This is a genomic window from Simplicispira piscis, assembly GCF_054783455.1.
The window spans coordinates 267626-284077 of the sequence record NZ_BAAGQN010000007.1 but is presented as its reverse complement, the minus strand read 5'-3'; the positions used below and the strand labels follow the sequence as shown (position 1 = coordinate 284077).

Sequence of the window (16452 nt, the reverse complement as noted above, 5' to 3'; positions counted from 1 at the left end):
TTTTTGGCGTTGCGGATGATCTCCAGGCCCAGCAGCGGTTTGTCCTTGCGGTCGTCGCTGCACTCCTTGCACAGGTCTTCGGGCTTGGCGTCCTTGGCCAGGCGCTTTTCGAGCACCCCATTGAGGGCGCCCGCGCCGTTGTCCTTGATACGGATTTCCGCCTTGGCCTCGCCAGTCTTGTCGTCGATGTTGCGCCACAGACCTTCGGGCGTCATCTGGGCCCACGTCGGGGCGGCAATCACTGCAAAAACAATAGCTGCTAGCGCTTTATTCATGGGCACTCCAGAGTTAAAAGACTTGAAATCCGCAAAATCACCGGATCAGGCCAGCGCCAGATCCGTGTCCATCAGCACCTTGGCGCCAGTGCGCGCGGTGCGCATCAGTGTCGCCGTTTCAGGGAACAGCTTGGCAAAGTAAAAACGCGCCGTCTGCAGCTTGGCCTGGTAGAAAGGGTCCTGGTTGCCTGCAGCGATTTCGCGCAGCGCCACCTGGGCCATGCGGGCGAAGAAGTAGCCAAACACCAGGTGACCGGCCACGCGCAGGTAGTCCACGGCGGCAGCACCCACTTCGTCGGGGTTCTGCATGCCCCGAAAGCCCAGCTCGGTCGTGAACTTGGTCATCTGGTCGGCCAGATAGGCCACGGGATTGATGAACTCGGCCATCTTCTCGTTCACGCCTTCTTCCTGCACCAGCGCGCCGACGAGCTTGCCAAACTTCTTGAGCGTGGCGCCGTTGTTGCCCAGAATCTTGCGGCCCAGCAGGTCCAGCGACTGGATGGTGTTGGTACCTTCATAGATCATGTTGATGCGGTTGTCGCGCACGAACTGCTCCATGCCCCATTCCTTGATGAAGCCGTGGCCGCCAAATACCTGCATGCAGGCGTTGGTGGCGGTGTGGCCGTTGTCGGTCAGGAAGGCCTTGGCGATGGGGGTCAGCAGGGCCAGCAGTTCGCCGGCGTCCTTGCGGGTCTTTTCATCGGGGTGGTTGTGCTCTTTTTCCAGCAGCATGGCGCAGAAGATCTGCAGCGCGCGGCCGCCTTCGGCGTAGGCCTTGGCGGTGAGCAGCATCTTGCGCACGTCGGGGTGCACGATGATGGGGTCGGCCGGCTTGTCCTTGGCCTTGGTGCCTGAGAGGCTGCGCATCTGCAGGCGGTCCTTGGCGTAGGCCAGGGCATTCTGGTAGGCCACTTCGGTCAGGCCCAGCGACTGGTTGCCCACGCCCAGGCGTGCGGCGTTCATCATCACGAACATGCCCTGCATGCCCTTGTGCGGCTGGCCCACCAGGGTGCCGACAGCGTCTTCGAGCACCATCTGGCAGGTGGCGCTGGCCTTGATGCCCATCTTGTGCTCCAGGCCGCCGCAGTAAATACCATTGCGCTCGCCGACGGAGCCGTCTTTGTTCACATGGAACTTGGGCACGATGAACAGGCTGATGCCCTTGATGCCGGGGGGCGCATCGGGCAGGCGGGCCAGCACCAGGTGGATGATGTTCTCGGCCATGTCGTGCTCACCGGCGCTGATGAAAATCTTGTTGCCGGTGATCTTGTAGGTGCCGTCTGCCTGGGGCTCGGCCTTGGTGCGCATCAGGCCCAGGTCGGTACCGCAGTGGGCTTCTGTCAGGCACATGGAGCCCGTCCACTCGCCGCTGGTCATCTTGGGCAGATAGGTGGCCTTTTGCTCGGGCGTGCCGTGGGTTTCCAGGGCAGCGTAGGCGCCATGGGTCAGGCCGGGGTACATGGTCCAGGCCTGGTTGGCGCTGTTGAGCATTTCGTAGAACATGGTGTTGACCACGAAAGGCAGGCCCTGGCCGCCGAATTCGGGAGCACAACCCAGCGCCGCCCAGCCGCCCTCGACATACTGTGCGTAGGCTTCCTTGAAGCCCTTGGGCGTGGTCACTGCATGGGTGGCCTGGTCAATCGTGCAGCCCTCGGCATCGCCGCTGATGTTCAGCGGGAACGTCACCTCGGCGGCAAACTTTCCACCCTCTTCCAGAACGGCATTGATGGTGTCGGCATCCATGTCGGCGTGCTTGGGGATTTGCTTGAGGTCGTCAGCAACCTTGAACACTTCGTGCAACACAAACTGCATGTCGCGCAGGGGCGGTGTGTACGTGGGCATGGGTTTTACTCCTTGGTGGTTTGGGTAGAAACAGAGGAATGGCCCGCCTGCTGCGCCTGAGCGCTGAAGCGGGCAAGGATGTTGTCAAAACCGGCCAACGCCTTCGCGATGGAACCGGGGTTCTTCAAAAATCGTGCCTCGTAGTGCAGCGCCAGGATGAGCCCATGGATCTCGAACAGCATCTGGTCTTCCACCACATCGGCGTTGAGCTCGCCCAATTCCTTGGCCTGCAGGATGGCGCGCTTCATGGCGGCATGCCAGGTCAGCACCGAATGCGCCAGGGCATCGCGCACTGGACCAGTGCGGTCGTCAAACTCGATGGCGCCGCTGATGTAGATGCAGCCCGAGTCGATCTCGATGGAGGTGCGCTTCATCCAGTTGTCGAACAGGGCGCGCAACCGTGCCACACCGCGCGGCGCCGCCATGGCAGGAAAGAAAACCTCCTGCTCAAAGCAGTGGTGGTATTCGCGGATCACCGAAACCTGGAGTTCTTCGCGCGAGCCAAAGTGTGCGAACACGCCCGACTTGCTCATGCCCATCACCTCGGCCAATGCGCCGATGGACAAGCCCTCCAGACCAATGTGCGTCGCCTGTCCCAGGGCCGCATCGATGATGGCCGCCTTGGTTTGTTGCCCTTTTTGCAGAGCGCGGGCACCACCGCTGCGCGCACGGGGTGTGCGGGGTACGCGGGACGCCGGACTGGAAGAAGGGGGTGCGGACATGGGGCTCACAAAAACGAACGATCGTTCTATTCTGCAGCAAATTCACCGACATGCCCAGTCCGGCACCAAAAATAGAGAGCCGCCCCCAAACTTTCCGCACGGGGCGTGCGCAGGTCAGAGCATCAATGCAAGGCTTGCTTCGAGGTGCTCTGTCGGCAGGCGCCGCAAACCGGAGCGCGCAAAACGCTGCAACCGGCCCTGCAGGAAAGCCGTCAGCACACTGGCCGCCACCTGCGCATCCACGCTCGGGGTGGCCGAGCCCGCAGCGCCAGCGGCCGGACGCAGGCATTGGCGCAGGCTGGACTCGATGCGATCAAAAAACTGGTTCATGCGCGCTTGCAGGCGCTCATGCTCGAGCACCAGGGCATCACCCACCATCACACGCACCAGGCCTGGGTTGCGTTCGCCAAACTGCAGCACCAGCGCCACCACACGCTGGGCCTGGCGGGCCCCTTCTTCGGGCGGCACACCTTCCGGAGAGCCACTCTCCAGAATCTGCGCCATGCGGGTGAACACCGCCTGCTCGATGAAATCGATCAGCGCTTCGAACATTTGTGCCTTGCTGGCAAAGTGGCGGTACAGCGCCGCCTCGCTCACCCCCAGGCGCGATGCCAGCGCCGCAGTGGTGATGCGCTCCGCCCCAGGCTGTTCGAGCATGGCCGCCAGCGCCTGCAAAATCTGCTCGCGCCGCTCACCAGGTCGTGCGCGTTTGCGCTCCGTGGGGGCGGGGACTTGGGACGAAGTGGGTGCTTGCTCAGTCATGGCGGCGAAATGTGTGCAATTGATTCTCGCACAGCCCCTCCCCCTCTCATGGGGTTTCCAAACCATTCGGGTCCGGCGCAAAGCCGCAAACAGTGCTGTAGCACGGCAAGGCAAGGCAAAGCAACAACGGCACGGATGGTTTAGAAAGGGAATCAGACTGCGTGTCAGGCAGGAAACAGCAGCACCACCAACAAGCCCCGGCCATTGCTGCCGTCTGCCAGCGTGAGCAGGGCCCCATGGGCACGGGCGATTTCATCGGCAATGGGCAAGCCCAGACCGGTGCCCTGGCCCACCGTTCCCTGCACCCGGTAAAAGCGCTCCAGTACCCGCGAGCGTTCAGCCGCTGGCACCCCGGGGCCGTCATCCTCCACCTGCAAGGCGGCGCGCAAACTACCCTGCAGCCCCGATAGAGTCCCGCAGCGAATGGTGACGCTACCCCCGGGGGGCGTGTACTTGATGGCGTTGTCCACCAGGTTCGACAACAGTTCGCGCAGCAGCCAGGCATGTCCCATGACATGGGCTGGCTCGGCCTCCAACCCCAGGTCGATGCCCTTGCCAGTGGCGGCGTCGAGAAACATCTCCAACATGGTCTCGCACAGGTCCTGCAGATCCACGCGCTGCATGGTCTGGCCGTCCAGGCTGCGGGCATCGGCGCGTGAGAGCGCCAGCAACTGGTGCGCCAGTTGCGAGGTGCGGCGCGTGGCATCGCGCAGTTTTTCGATTTCAGTTGCTCCTAATGTAATAGCTGGCATCGCTTTACTATCTTGCCCTGAAGGCATATTTGACTGTGATTCCGGTGCGCCATCGATGGTTTTCGCACTGGAGCGCGCCAGCATGGCCCAGGCCTCCACCTGGGCCTGCAGACCCGCCAGGGGGGTGCGCAGTTGGTGCGCGGCATCGGCCACAAAGCGGCGCTGGCTTTCGGCCTGCGCATTCACCAGAACGAAAAGCCGGTTGAGCGAGTGCACCAGAGGCCGCACTTCAGACGGCGACGCCGCTTCGTCGATGGCACTGAGGTCACGGGGTGAGCGCCGCTCCACCGTGGCCGCCAGGTCCAGCAGCGGCTTGAACGCCCGGCGCACCGCCCAATGGATCGCCAGCCCTGCCGCTGCCACCAGCACCAGATTGGGCAGCAGTACCCGCAACAACAGGTGCTGCGCCCACTGCTGGCGCGGATCGGTGCCATCGGCCAGGGCCACCACCAGTTCGCCCGCCCCGGTGCGCCCGCGCTGAACCGCGACACGGTAGGTCACACCACTGAATTCCACACTCTGGAATTCCGGATCCAGTGTGGCCGGCACCGCACCATGCACCCACTCGTCGCCCAGCAACAAACGGCCCGACAGATCGCGCACGCTGAAGCTGGTGTAGTTGCTTTGGCGCAAGAAATCTTCCACGAGCGGCGCGGGCAACCAGACCGGAAGGTCGCCTTGGGCCGCCCCGGCGGACAGCACCGAATCGGCCAGCGCCGGCAGCAGGCGTACCAGGCGCTGGTCGTGCCGCGCGGCGGCCTCATCGGCCGAGCGGTAATCCATCCACGCCCCCAACAGCGCCAGTGCGCACAAGGGCAGCACCAGCAACAGCAAGAGGCGGTTGCGCAAATCGGAGGTCATGGCCCGCAAGCGGGGGCGCAGCATGGTCATCGTGTTTTCCGATCTCCGCTGCAGTGCAGGCACAGTGCAGTCGGTGCACACACAGCCATGGCGCAAGTCACTCGGCGTTCAGACGCCCAGCAGTTCCAGCCGGTAGCCAAACCCCCGGATGGAACGCAATCCCACGCCATGGGGTTCGAGCTTGCCGCGCAGGCGCGAGACGTACACCTCCACCGCGTTGGGGGTGATTTCCTTGTCCCAGCCGGTCAGCGCCTGCAGCAGCTTGTCTTTGCTGGCAGGTTTGGGCGCATGGATCATGAGGTATTCGAGCACCGTCCATTCACGCGGCCCCAGGTCGATGGGCAGCAAGGCAGCGTCCGCCGCAGGGCGGATGCTCACCTGGCGGTTGGCGGTGTCAAGCTCCAGCGGCCCAAAACCCAGTACAGCCGTGGTGGCCGCCTGCGAGCGCCGCAGCAGCGCCCGCAACCGGGCCAACAGTTCGGGCAACTCGAACGGCTTGACCATGTAGTCGTCCGCGCCCAGGTCCAGGCCCTGCACGCGGTCCTGCAGGGCGTCGCGCGCCGTCAAGATCAGCACCGGCATGTCGCGGCTGGCCATCTCCGGGCGGCGCAGGCGGCGCGTCAGTTCCAGACCGTCCATGCCAGGCAGACCGATATCCACCACCGCCACATCAAAAGTCTCCCGCTGGAGCACTTCTTCGGCCCGCTCACCGCTGCCCACCCAGTCCACCGCGTAACCGGCGTCGGTCAAGCCCAGCTTGATGCCGCTGGCGACCATGATGTCATCTTCGACCAAAAGGAGGCGCATGGTTCATCCCCTGCGTTTAATGAGGCGCATTGATGTGGCCCATGCAACAGGTACAGCGCTTGCATTGCGCGCGGCCCAGGCCAGCAACCGCCGCGCAAGGGCCGCCCCGCCGCGCTGGCGGTGTCCCCCCTCCGCATTGCGCAGCAATGCAAGAGAGGGGGGAAGGCGCGCAGCGACTCAGGGGGGTGCTCATCAATGGCTTCGGATCATGGTGCCGTAGGCCTGATCGGTCAGGATTTCCAGCAGCATGGCATGCGGCACGCGGCCGTCGATGATGTGCACCGCGTTCACCCCGGCCTTGGCGGCGTCCAGCGCGCCCGCGATCTTGGGCAGCATGCCGCCCGAGATCGTGCCGTCGGCGAACAGCTCGTCGATACGGCGCGCCGTCAGGTCGGTCAGCAGGTTGCCCGCCTTGTCCAGCACGCCCGGGGTGTTGGTCAGCAGCATGAGCTTTTCGGCCTTGAGCACCTCGGCCAGCTTGCTCGCCACCACGTCGGCGTTGATGTTGTAGCTCTCGTTGTTCTCGCCAAAGCCGATGGGGCTGATGACGGGGATGAAGGCATCGTCCTGCAGCGCCTTGACCACGCTCGGGTCGATCGACACGATGTCGCCCACCTGGCCCACGTCGTGTTCGACCTCGGGGTTCTTGTTGTCGAGCATCTTGAGCTTGCGCGCCCGGATCATGCCGCCGTCACGGCCCGTCAGACCCACGGCCTTGCCGCCGGCCTGGTTGATCAGGCCCACGATGTCCTGCTGCACCTCGCCGGCCAGCACCCATTCGACCACCTCCATGGTCTCGGCATCGGTCACGCGCATGCCCTGGATGAATTCGCCTTTCTTGCCCAGGCGCTTGAGGGCCGTCTCAATCTGCGGCCCACCGCCGTGCACCACCACCGGGTTCATGCCCACGAGCTTGAGCAGCACGACGTCCTCGGCAAAATCCTGCTGCAGGGCCGGGTCCGTCATGGCATTGCCACCATATTTGATGACCATGGTCTTGCCATGGAACTTGCGGATATAGGGCAGCGCCTGGGCCAGGATTTCGGCCTTGTCGCGTGGAGCAATCGAATGAAGGGTGTCGGTCATGGCACAAGGGCGTGAGCAGTAATGCGCAAATTGTGCCGTATTCCCCCGGTGGGCCTCAGGCGCGCAGGTTCATGGCAGGCCCAGCGCATACGCCAGCACAATCAAACCCAGCACCAGCACCAGCCAGCCAGCAATCAGCCAGCGCCAGAGCGCGGGCGCTTCGCGCAACTCCAGAAACTCCAGCGCTACCACCAGGCCCTTGACGAAGGCCTGCCCCAGCACCGCCAGTGCCACCGCCAGGCTGCCCACCGAAGACCCGCTCTCGCCCATCCAGAAGGTCACACCCGTGATGGCCAGCAGCAGCAGCCAGGCGCGGTTCAGTCGTGATTCATGCATATTCAGACCCTTTCAGCGCAGCACATAGACCAGCGGGAACAGCACGATCCACAACAGATCGACCATGTGCCAGAAGGCCGCGCCGGTCTCCAGGGCATGGCAGTCGTGGCGACCGTAGGCGCCGCGCCGGGTGCGCCACCACAGGTAGGCGATGGCCAGCATACCGACCACCACGTGCAGGAAGTGGAAGCCCGTGAGGATGAAATACAGCATATAAAAAGTGTCGTCGTCACCCATGTCCGCCCAGGCCTGCGCCTTGCCCGCGTATTCGGCCAACTTGACCACCACAAAGCCAGCGCCACAGACCAGGGAACCCACCAGCCAACGCGCCCCGGCCTGCACGGCATCGCGCCGCACCGCCTGCACGGCGCGCGCCACACACCAGCTGCCCGTGATCAGCAACACCGTGTTGAGCGCGCCCGAATGCAGGTCCAGCGTGGCCTGCCCCGCCTGGAACAGGGCAGGCTCGCGGTTGCGCGCAAAGGCGTAGGCAACGAACAGGATGGCGAAAGTCAGCAGTTCCAGCAGGATGACAAACCACACGCCCAGGTCACCGCGCAGTCGCGGGCCTGCGATGGTGTCGGTTTTAAGCAACAGATGATCGGAAGTCGAAGAAACAGTAGAAGTCATGGTTTCAGTGCCGTGCAACCTACAAACGGCCATGGGGCCTACCTGCAGGAGATTGTGCGACGCAACAACTGTGGCGAGCGAGGCGTCGCTAAAAAGAGTCACGTAAAATTCATCTTATTGATTATAGTCAACCACACCGAGGGTTATCCCGGTAATGTTCAACCTGTATTCATCGCAACTCCATAAGGAACCCCATGAGCCAAGGCTTCACCAGCCAGATGGCGCGCAATATCTTCTACGGCGGCACGATGTTCTTCGTACTGCTGTTTGCCGCGCTGATCTTCCACACCGAAACCAAGATTCCCGAGCGCTCGAAGTCGGGTGAGATCACAGAGTCCGTCGTGCGCGGCAAACACCTGTGGGAAACGCGCAACTGCATCGGCTGCCACACGCTGCTGGGCGAAGGTGCGTATTTCGCTCCTGAACTGGGCAACGTATACGAACGCCGCGGTCCCGATTTCATCAAGGGCTGGATCAAGGCCATGCCGTCCAACACGCCCGGCCGCCGCCAGATGCCCAACTTCGACTTCAGCGACGCGCAACTTGACGACCTGGTCGAGTTCCTGCGCTGGACAAACGGCATCAACACCGAGAAGTGGCCACCCAACATTGAAGGTTGAGCGCGGCTATCCCACCCGCCGCCCACCCTCCCTTCAAGGATTCAAACATGAATATTCCAACGCTTAAATACCAGTCGCAAGCGGTCTCCAAGCTGTACTTCATTGCGGCCCTGTGCCTCTTTACGGGCCAGATCCTCTTCGGCATCACGCTGGGCCTGCAGTACGTCATTGGCGATCTGTTCTTCCCCTACATCCCGTTCAACATCGCGCGGATGGTGCATACCAACCTGCTGATCGTCTGGCTGCTGTTCGGCTTCATGGGCGCCGCCTACTTCATGGTGCCCGAAGAGAGCGAAACCGAGCTCTGGAGCCCGCTCTTCGCCAAGATCCTGTTCTGGGTGTTCCTCGCCGCCGGCGTGGCAACCATCCTGGGCTATCTGTTGGTGCCCTACGCATCGCTGGCCGAATGGACCGGCAACGACCTGCTGGCCACCATGGGCCGCGAGTTCCTGGAGCAACCCCTGCCGACCAAAATTGGCATCGTGGTGGTCTGCCTGGGCTTTCTGTTCAACATCAGCATGACCGTGCTCAAGGGCCGCAAGACCGCCATCAGCCTGGTGCTGCTGCTCGGCCTGTGGGGCCTGGCGCTGATGTTCCTGTTCAGCTTTGTCAACCCCAGCAACCTGGTGCGCGACAAGATGTACTGGTGGTTCGTGGTGCACCTGTGGGTGGAAGGCACCTGGGAACTCATCATGGCCTCGCTGCTGGCCTTCGTGCTCATCAAGACGACCGGTGTGGACCGTGAAGTGATCGACAAATGGATGTACATGATCGTCGCCTTCGCGCTGATCTCGGGCATCCTGGGTACCGGTCACCACTTCTACTTCATCGGCCTGCCAGGCTACTGGCACTGGGTGGGCGGCGTGTTCTCTGCGCTCGAACCCATCCCGTTCTTCATGATGACGCTGTTCGCGTTCAACATGGTGCAGCGCCGCCGCCGCGAACACCCCAACCAGGCCGCCGTACTGTGGGCCGTGGGTACTGCCGTCATCGCCTTCCTGGGCGCCGGCGTCTGGGGCTTCATCCATACCCTGAGCTGGGTCAACTACTACACGCACGGTTCGCAAGTCACTGCAGCGCACGGCCACCTGGCCTTCTACGGTGCCTACGTGCTGGTGGTGCTCGCCATCATCAGCTACGCAATGCCGTTGATGCGCGGTCGCGAAGCCAACCCCATGCGCGCCCAGCGCTTCGAAATGTGGAGCTTCTGGATCATGAGCATCGGCATGGCCGTCATGGTGCTGGCCCTGAGCGGCGCAGGCATCTTGCAGGTCTGGTTGCAACGCATGCCTGCTTCTGGCACGGCGATGTCCTTCATGGCCACGCAGGACCAGCTGGTGTTCTTCTACTGGGTGCGCGTGTTCGGTGGCGTGATGTTCCTTGTGGGCCTGGTCACCTATCTGTCGAGCTTCTTCATTGGCCCTGCCGCCAATGAGCAAGAAGTGGCTGCCATCCCCGGCAGCCGCATGCAAAGGGCCTGAACATGAACAGCGCCGAACAAGCCTTCGTGTCGGCGCCTGCCGCCCCCCAACGGGTGGCAGGCGGGGCCTCGGTGCCCTGGTATGCCGCACAGGCGGGTGAGTGCGCGCTGTTCGAGCACTGCTTCGCCCAGCAGCTCCCGCTGCTGATCAAGGGCCCCACGGGCTGCGGTAAAACGCGGTTCGTGGAGCACATGGCGGCGCGCCTGGCGCGCCCGCTCATCACCGTTTCCTGCCATGACGATCTGAGCGCAGCCGACCTGGTCGGACGCCATCTGATCGGCCATGGCAATACCGTCTGGGCCGATGGCCCGCTGACACGCGCCGTGCGGGAAGGCGCCATTCTTTACCTGGACGAGGTGGTAGAAGCGCGCAAGGACACCACCGTGGTGCTGCACCCGCTGGCCGACGACCGGCGCGTACTGCCCATTGAGCGCACAGGCGAACTCATCGCCGCGCCGCCAGAGTTCATGCTCGTCATCTCGTACAACCCGGGCTACCAGAACCTGCTCAAGGGTCTCAAGCCCAGCACGCGCCAGCGCTTCATCGCGCTCACGCTGGATTACCCCGAACCCACGGTCGAGCGCGCCATCCTCGAGCGCGAAGGCCGCGCCACGCCCGAGATTGCCGCCCGCCTGGTGCAACTGGCCCAGGCGCTGCGCCGCCTCACCGACCACGACCTCGAAGAAACGGCCAGTACCCGCTTGCTGGTGATGGCCGCGCGCCTCGTGGCGTCGGGCCTCCCTCTGGTTGACGCCTGCCGCGCCGCCGTGGTCGATGCCCTGAGCGACGATCACGATACGCTGCGTGCGCTCGACGAAGTGGTACGCGCCGTGGTGGGTGATGGGGACTGATTGCTCCAGCTGCGCCAGTGCCGCCGCATGCGGCACGGGCAATGCAGCGCAGGCCCCCCTGGCACACACCCAGGTGCTGCAGCGCCGTCGCCGGTGGTTACAGCTGTCGTTTTTTGCTGTTTTCCTGCTCGCGCCGGCACTCAACCTGCTGCGCTTTGATTTGAATGAAACTCAGCTGTGGGTGCTCGGTTTCCGCTGGTCGCTGGGCATCGACGCCTTTGTGCGTGGCGAGGCCACCGCAGCACAGACCGCCTGGTCCATTGTCTGGCGCGGCATCCTGCCCGTGTTATCGCTGGTCATCGGCTTCCTGGCGGTGGCGTACCACTACGGGCGCCTGTACTGCGGCTGGCTGTGCCCCCATTTTTCGCTCGTTGAGACCCTCAACGACCTGCTGCACCGCGCCACCGGCAAGCTCAGCGTGTGGGACAAATCCCCCACGCCCCGCCCGGGCCGCAGCGCCGACAAACGCTGGTGGCCCGTCTTCCTGGCCGCATGCCTGGTGTTTGGCTTCGTCTGGGCCATCACGCTGCTCACCTACCTGCTGCCTCCCGCCGAGATTTGGGGCAACCTGGTGCACGGCACTTTGAGCCCCAACCAGGCGCGCTTTCTCGGTGTGGGAACGCTCGTCTTCACCCTCGAATTCACCCTGGCACGGCATCTGTTCTGCCGCTACGGCTGCGCTGTGGGCCTGTTCCAAAGCCTGGCCTGGATGGCCAACCCCAAAGCCATGGTGGTGTCGTTCACCCGCAGCCGCGCGCGCGAATGCAAGACCTGTGAAGTCATGCCCACCAGCCGCTCGAAAACGCTGTCCGCGGAAACGCCACGCGCGCAACCCCATCCTCTCGGTCAACGGCCGGTGCCCAGCGGCAGCGCCTGCGACCATGCCTGCCCCATGCGCCTGAACCCACGCAACATCAAACGCATGATGTTTGCCTGCGTGCAGTGCGGCCAGTGCCTTGACGCCTGCGACGCCACCCAGACCGATCAGGGGCGCACCCCCACGCTGGAGTGGAAAGTGGGCCTGGACGCCGTGCGTGAAACCCTGCGCCAAAAACGCGAGGGGATTCACTGATGGAAGAATGGGTAGGCCAGTGGTGGCACAAGGCCATCACCCGCATCGCAGCCGCACCGCCCAACGCCGAGCGTGTATTGCTGGCCGATATGCAGCGCAGCATCGCCCTGCTCTACCGCGCAGGCGGCGGCGACCCTGCGGTGCGCGTAGCGCCCGCTGCAGCCTCGCGCCATGGCGGCGCGCGGCGCTTCCTGGAGCGCGTCGCCGGCAGCAACCAGCGCAGCGCACAAAGCCGCCTCGATCCCGAGGTGCTGGCGCTACCGCCCGAAATCGGCGTATTCAACCAGCACGCACTCAACCACGACCTTTATTTGTGGCTGGCGGCACTGGCCGCCGTGTTTGAACCCACGGGCGACTGGATTGCCGACAACCGCGCCGCCAGCAGCCGCGCCCTGCAACGCTTTGCCGGCCTGCGCAGCCGCCACGCCGCACTGGTAACAGCCCACCTGGCACAGCGCCCGGCGCTTTCCAGCCTGCGCGCTGCGGCTGTACCGTTTGAAGCCGCGGTACAAGCCGCCCTGCGCGGAGAAGACCACGGCGCCCTGTTCGTGCAGCCTGGGCAAGTGGCGCCTGTGTGGCTCTGGCTGGCCGCTGACGCACCGGCACAGATCGAAGCCACGCCCATTTCAACCAGCACAGCAAGCGACGGCCCAGACCCCGACATCGAGCAAGACCCCACCGCGCAGGACGAGGCCAGCAAGCGCCGCCGCCGCGCCAAGCGTGCCGACACGGGTGAGGAGCGCAACCCCCTGCTCGTGGCACCCAAAACAGAATCCATCACCACCTGGAGCGAATTCGTTCGCCTGGCACGCGGCAGCGACGACGAACCCGACCCCAACGCCCAGGCCGCCGCTGACGATATGGATACGCTCACGCTGGCGCGCGGCAAGCAAACCACGGCCTCGCGCGTCAAGTTCGACCTTGACCTGCCCAGCGCCAGCGCCGACGACCGCCCCCTCGGCCCCGGTCGCAAAACCCCTGAATGGGACTGGCGCCGCCGCGCCCTGCTGCCCGACCACTGCGCGGTGCAATGCCTGGTCACCCAGCCGCAAGCGCCTTTCGTGCCATCGCCGCACCTGCGCGCCACGGCCCACCGCGTGCGCCGCCGCCTTGAAGTGCTGCGCGCCGCACCGCGCAACATCAAGGCCCAGCACAGCGGCGACGAACTCGACCTGGACGCCTGGGTGCGCTTCCAGACAGAGGCGCGCGGCGGTGTGCAGCACAGCGACGCACCGCCCATCTACACCCGCCGCGAGCGCGGCGAGCGCAGCCTGGCGACCTTGCTGCTGGCCGACCTGTCGCTCTCCACCGACGCCTACGCCACGTCAGACGCCCGCGTGATCGACGTCATCCGTGATGCGCTGTATGTGTTTGGTGAGGCGCTTGCAGCCACTGGCGATGCGTTTGAAATGCTGGGATTCAGCTCGGTGCGCCGCCAGCACGTGCGCATCCAGCACATCAAGGGGTTTGGCGAGCGCTGGGGCGAGCCGGTGCGCGCACGGGTTGGCGCCCTCAAGCCCGGCTTCTACACCCGCATGGGCGCGGCCGTGCGCGATGCCACCCGGCGCCTCGCCGCCCGCCCCGAGCGCCAGCGCCTGCTGCTGGTGCTGACCGACGGCAAACCCAACGACCTCGACATTTACGAAGGCCGCTATGGCCTGGAAGACACCCGCCACGCCATCCAGGAGGCGCGTGACGCAGGCCTTACGCCGTTCTGCGTCACCATCGACCACGAAGCGCACGATTACCTGCCCATGCTGTTCGGCAGCAACGGTTACGCCCTGGTGCGCCAGCCACAAGAGCTGACACGCAGGCTCACGCAGGCCTGGATCACGTTGGCGCGTTAAACCAAAATGCTACCAAATAAATAGCTTGCAGCGCTTACTGGATAATCGCTAGAGGCCAAAAACACTTAATTTTTATCTTTAGCGGCGCAACCAGGTCGGCACCTTGAAACGCACAATGGCCAGGTACGCCGCCACATAGCTCACCACAAACAGCGCGCAAAACACCATCAGCACGGGTGTGTTGTTCCAGAAGAGCACCGCCGGCACGACGGTGAGCAAGGTAAAGCCCCACAGATAAGGCGAGGTGCGGTTATTGCGCATCAGCATGCGGCGCGACTCGTCGTCATGGAACACGCTGCGCACGATACGCCGGTAGATCAGCTGGTGGAAATGCAGCGCATCGGCCACGCCCGGCGACACGCCACGCGCCAACTTGCGGTAGATGGAAAACACGGTCTCCCAGACCGGGTAGATCAGCAACAGCAGCGGAAACCAGGGCGACACCAGCACATTGCGCTGCACCAGCGAAACACTGGCCAACGCAATTACCACGCCCCAAACGTAGGCTCCACCATCCCCGGCAAACAACATGCCACGCGGGTAATTCCACACCAAAAACCCCGCCGTGGCCGCCGCCGTGGACACCAGCAGCGCCGCCAGCGCCCGGTCGCCCACCTGCAATGCCACATGGGCCAGCGCCAGGCACACAATCAGCGCCACCATGCCCGCCAGCCCGTTGTAGCCATCAATGATGTTGAATGCATGGGGCAGCCCCGCCACCGCCAGCAGTGCAATGGCAAACCCGATCCAGGGCACATTCGCCAGCAGCATATCGAGCCAGGGCAGATCCAGCCGCGGCACTGCCAAACCCAGCAAAGCCACGGCCAGCACCCCCGAAGCCGCCGTGAAGGCCAGCCGGTAGCGCACCGTCAGGCGCTGCGTCATGTCCTCGGCAATGCCCCCAGCCGCCGAGGGCAGCAGCACCAGCAGCCACGCCCCCACCCACGCCCCCAGCCCCAGCGACGCCGGATCGCCTTGCCAGGTCTGCACCATGCCCAATGTCCAGCTCGCCCCCAGGCCCAGCAGCACCGCCGCACCGCCGAGCCGGGGCACATCCCCAAAATGGAACCGCTGCGGCATGCTGTTGCCATACGCAGCAGCATGGCTGCGCATCCACCGCACGATGAACCCCGCAGCCAGCGCTGCTACGAAAAACGCCACCACGGACAACAGAATCATGAGACGCCGATGGTACCTTCAAGACACCGCAATCCAGTACAAACCGCTGGCTCAGAATGCTGGTTGCTGTCCACAAGCATCACATCACCGGGCAAGCGTGCGGTAAAACCGCATCACTCGCTCCACATACTGCTGGGTCTCAGGATAGGGAGGGATTCGCTTGCCGTACTTCATCACAGCCCCCTCTCCGGCGTTGTATGCCGCCAGTGCCAGTTCCTTGTCCCCATCGAACAGGCGCAGTAAATCCGCCAGATAACGGCTGCCAATCTGCGCATTCACCTTGGGTTCCATCATCGCCCTGCGGCCTTCCGCAGTAGAGTGGGCGGCAACCCCATAGCGCTCGGCAGTGGCCGGCATCACCTGCATGAGCCCCAAGGCCCCCTTGCGCGATACGGCCTCGGTGTTGAATGCAGATTCTGCTGCAGCCACCGCAATGACCAGCGCAGGATCAATCGCCGCAGACAGCGCCGCCGCTTCCAGATGGGGCTTCGCATCCTTGTAACCAGGCAACCTGAGCGCACCCACGCCCCGCTCTGGCGCCTGGCCCGCTCGTGCCAGCGGCAGCTGACCAATCCAGACCAGTCCCCTGGACTGCGGTGGTGCGGCGTTGCCCATGTGCACCACGCCGTCGCGGTCCACAAACTGCCAGACAGCATCGGCCAATGCAGCTTGCGGGCTGCATAGAGCGAGGCAAAGAAACATCCGTCCATGCCGATTCGCAACCCGTCGCCGCAACGCCAGCCACCATGGAGCAACCTCAAAACTGCGCATTGGTACTTTCATCTCATGGTTGTCGCAAACTGTGCCAAGCGTCCTTTAAACGAACCGCCCAGCCTCTCTTTTGCAGCACCTTCGGTTCCATGTCCTCTCCCATCATGCGCCGCGACCGGATGATGCGGGCCGGTATGCCAACTGCAACCATGCCTTGCGGCACATCCTGGCGCACCACGGCCCCCGCAGCCACTACTGCACCGCGCCCAATGCGCACGCCCTCCAAGACCGTCGCACCCGCGCCAATCCACGCACCATCTTCCACCACAATCCGGCCGCGGGAAATGGCGTTGCGTGCAATCACAAGGTCTCCGCCGTCGATGGCATGCCCGGCAGACAGAAGTTTGGCATGCGCTCCAATCAGCACATCGTTCCCAATGCTCAAACCACCTTCACCCGACAAATAAGAACCTACGTTGATGATGGTACGGGAACCAATCTCGATACCGACGGCAGGATCGGCTGCCACATCCCCCAGCACCAGACGCACATACCCATAGATGCTGACCTCGTCAGCCAGACACAGCCGTTCCGTCGGCGGGCCAAAGCGCATTACAG

17 protein-coding genes are annotated in these 16452 nt (G+C 63.9%); 5 read left to right on the top strand and 12 right to left on the bottom strand.

Going from position 1 to position 16452, the window contains the following annotated elements; translation table 11 throughout:
* From ACYVOC_RS04740 to ACYVOC_RS04700, 9 genes are all read right to left on the bottom strand, one after another.
* A partial coding sequence (locus ACYVOC_RS04740) for a DUF2147 domain-containing protein (protein WP_461161029.1) occupies nucleotides 1-275 on the bottom strand: 275 nt, incomplete at its 3' end.
* Between the two features lie 45 nt (nucleotides 276-320).
* Nucleotides 321-2117, bottom strand: coding sequence for an acyl-CoA dehydrogenase C-terminal domain-containing protein (locus ACYVOC_RS04735; RefSeq protein ID WP_461161028.1), 1797 nt, complete (start codon nucleotides 2115-2117; stop codon nucleotides 321-323).
* Nucleotides 2118-2122: 5 nt separating this feature from the next.
* The gene (locus tag ACYVOC_RS04730; protein WP_116002689.1) at nucleotides 2123-2839 is read right to left on the bottom strand and encodes a TetR/AcrR family transcriptional regulator; all 717 of its coding nucleotides are present in this window, start codon (nucleotides 2837-2839) and stop codon (nucleotides 2123-2125) included.
* Nucleotides 2840-2953: 114 nt separating this feature from the next.
* Nucleotides 2954-3601 (bottom strand): nucleoid occlusion factor SlmA, encoded by a 648-nt coding sequence (slmA, locus tag ACYVOC_RS04725; protein ID WP_116002687.1) that lies wholly within the window; start codon nucleotides 3599-3601, stop codon nucleotides 2954-2956.
* 164 nt (nucleotides 3602-3765) lie between these two features.
* On the bottom strand, nucleotides 3766-5214 hold the full coding sequence (locus ACYVOC_RS04720; protein WP_461161175.1) for a sensor histidine kinase: 1449 nt from the start codon (nucleotides 5212-5214) through the stop codon (nucleotides 3766-3768).
* A 108-nt stretch (nucleotides 5215-5322) separates the two neighbouring features.
* Nucleotides 5323-6021, bottom strand: a complete 699-nt coding sequence (locus tag ACYVOC_RS04715) for a response regulator (protein ID WP_116002686.1) — start codon at nucleotides 6019-6021, stop codon at nucleotides 5323-5325.
* 192 nt (nucleotides 6022-6213) lie between these two features.
* Nucleotides 6214-7107, bottom strand: a complete 894-nt coding sequence (argB, locus tag ACYVOC_RS04710; protein ID WP_116002684.1) for an acetylglutamate kinase — start codon at nucleotides 7105-7107, stop codon at nucleotides 6214-6216.
* A 69-nt stretch (nucleotides 7108-7176) separates the two neighbouring features.
* Nucleotides 7177-7443 carry a cytochrome C oxidase subunit IV family protein gene (locus ACYVOC_RS04705; RefSeq protein WP_116002682.1) on the bottom strand — a complete coding sequence of 89 codons (267 nt, stop codon included), beginning with the start codon at nucleotides 7441-7443 and terminating at the stop codon, nucleotides 7177-7179.
* Nucleotides 7444-7455: 12 nt separating this feature from the next.
* Entirely contained in the window at nucleotides 7456-8073 is a 618-nt protein-coding gene (locus ACYVOC_RS04700; protein WP_461161027.1) for a cytochrome c oxidase subunit 3 family protein, read from the bottom strand.
* Between the two features lie 194 nt (nucleotides 8074-8267).
* Between ACYVOC_RS04700 and ACYVOC_RS04695 the strand changes: the two genes are divergently transcribed.
* The 5 genes from ACYVOC_RS04695 to ACYVOC_RS04675 are packed head-to-tail and all read left to right on the top strand — an operon-like array spanning nucleotide 8268 to nucleotide 13944.
* Complete coding sequence (locus tag ACYVOC_RS04695; protein WP_116002678.1) at nucleotides 8268-8693, top strand: c-type cytochrome; 426 nt, start codon at nucleotides 8268-8270, stop codon at nucleotides 8691-8693.
* A 47-nt stretch (nucleotides 8694-8740) separates the two neighbouring features.
* Nucleotides 8741-10174: a cbb3-type cytochrome c oxidase subunit I gene (locus ACYVOC_RS04690; protein ID WP_461161026.1), complete on the top strand. Its 1434-nt coding sequence runs from the start codon at nucleotides 8741-8743 to the stop codon at nucleotides 10172-10174.
* 2 nt (nucleotides 10175-10176) lie between these two features.
* Nucleotides 10177-11025 carry a CbbQ/NirQ/NorQ/GpvN family protein gene (locus ACYVOC_RS04685; protein WP_116002674.1) on the top strand — a complete coding sequence of 283 codons (849 nt, stop codon included), beginning with the start codon at nucleotides 10177-10179 and terminating at the stop codon, nucleotides 11023-11025.
* Entirely contained in the window at nucleotides 10979-12097 is a 1119-nt protein-coding gene (locus ACYVOC_RS04680; protein WP_233521051.1) for a 4Fe-4S binding protein, read from the top strand. Before ACYVOC_RS04685 ends, ACYVOC_RS04680 begins: the two co-directional genes overlap by 47 nt.
* Nucleotides 12097-13944, top strand: a complete 1848-nt coding sequence (locus tag ACYVOC_RS04675) for a nitric oxide reductase activation protein NorD (RefSeq protein ID WP_461161025.1) — start codon at nucleotides 12097-12099, stop codon at nucleotides 13942-13944. Before ACYVOC_RS04680 ends, ACYVOC_RS04675 begins: the two co-directional genes overlap by 1 nt.
* Nucleotides 13945-14022: 78 nt before the next feature.
* On the opposite strand, the gene ACYVOC_RS04670 is transcribed toward ACYVOC_RS04675, so the two are convergent.
* The 3 genes from ACYVOC_RS04670 to ACYVOC_RS04660 form a co-directional block, all read right to left on the bottom strand.
* A complete protein-coding gene (locus ACYVOC_RS04670; protein ID WP_461161024.1) occupies nucleotides 14023-15123 on the bottom strand; it encodes an MraY family glycosyltransferase in 1101 nt (366 codons plus the stop codon).
* 84 nt (nucleotides 15124-15207) lie between these two features.
* Nucleotides 15208-15825: a lytic transglycosylase domain-containing protein gene (locus ACYVOC_RS04665; RefSeq protein ID WP_461161023.1), complete on the bottom strand. Its 618-nt coding sequence runs from the start codon at nucleotides 15823-15825 to the stop codon at nucleotides 15208-15210.
* 82 nt (nucleotides 15826-15907) lie between these two features.
* Nucleotides 15908-16447 (bottom strand): acyltransferase, encoded by a 540-nt coding sequence (locus tag ACYVOC_RS04660; protein ID WP_461161022.1) that lies wholly within the window; start codon nucleotides 16445-16447, stop codon nucleotides 15908-15910.
* Between the last annotated feature and the right edge of the window lie 5 nt (nucleotides 16448-16452).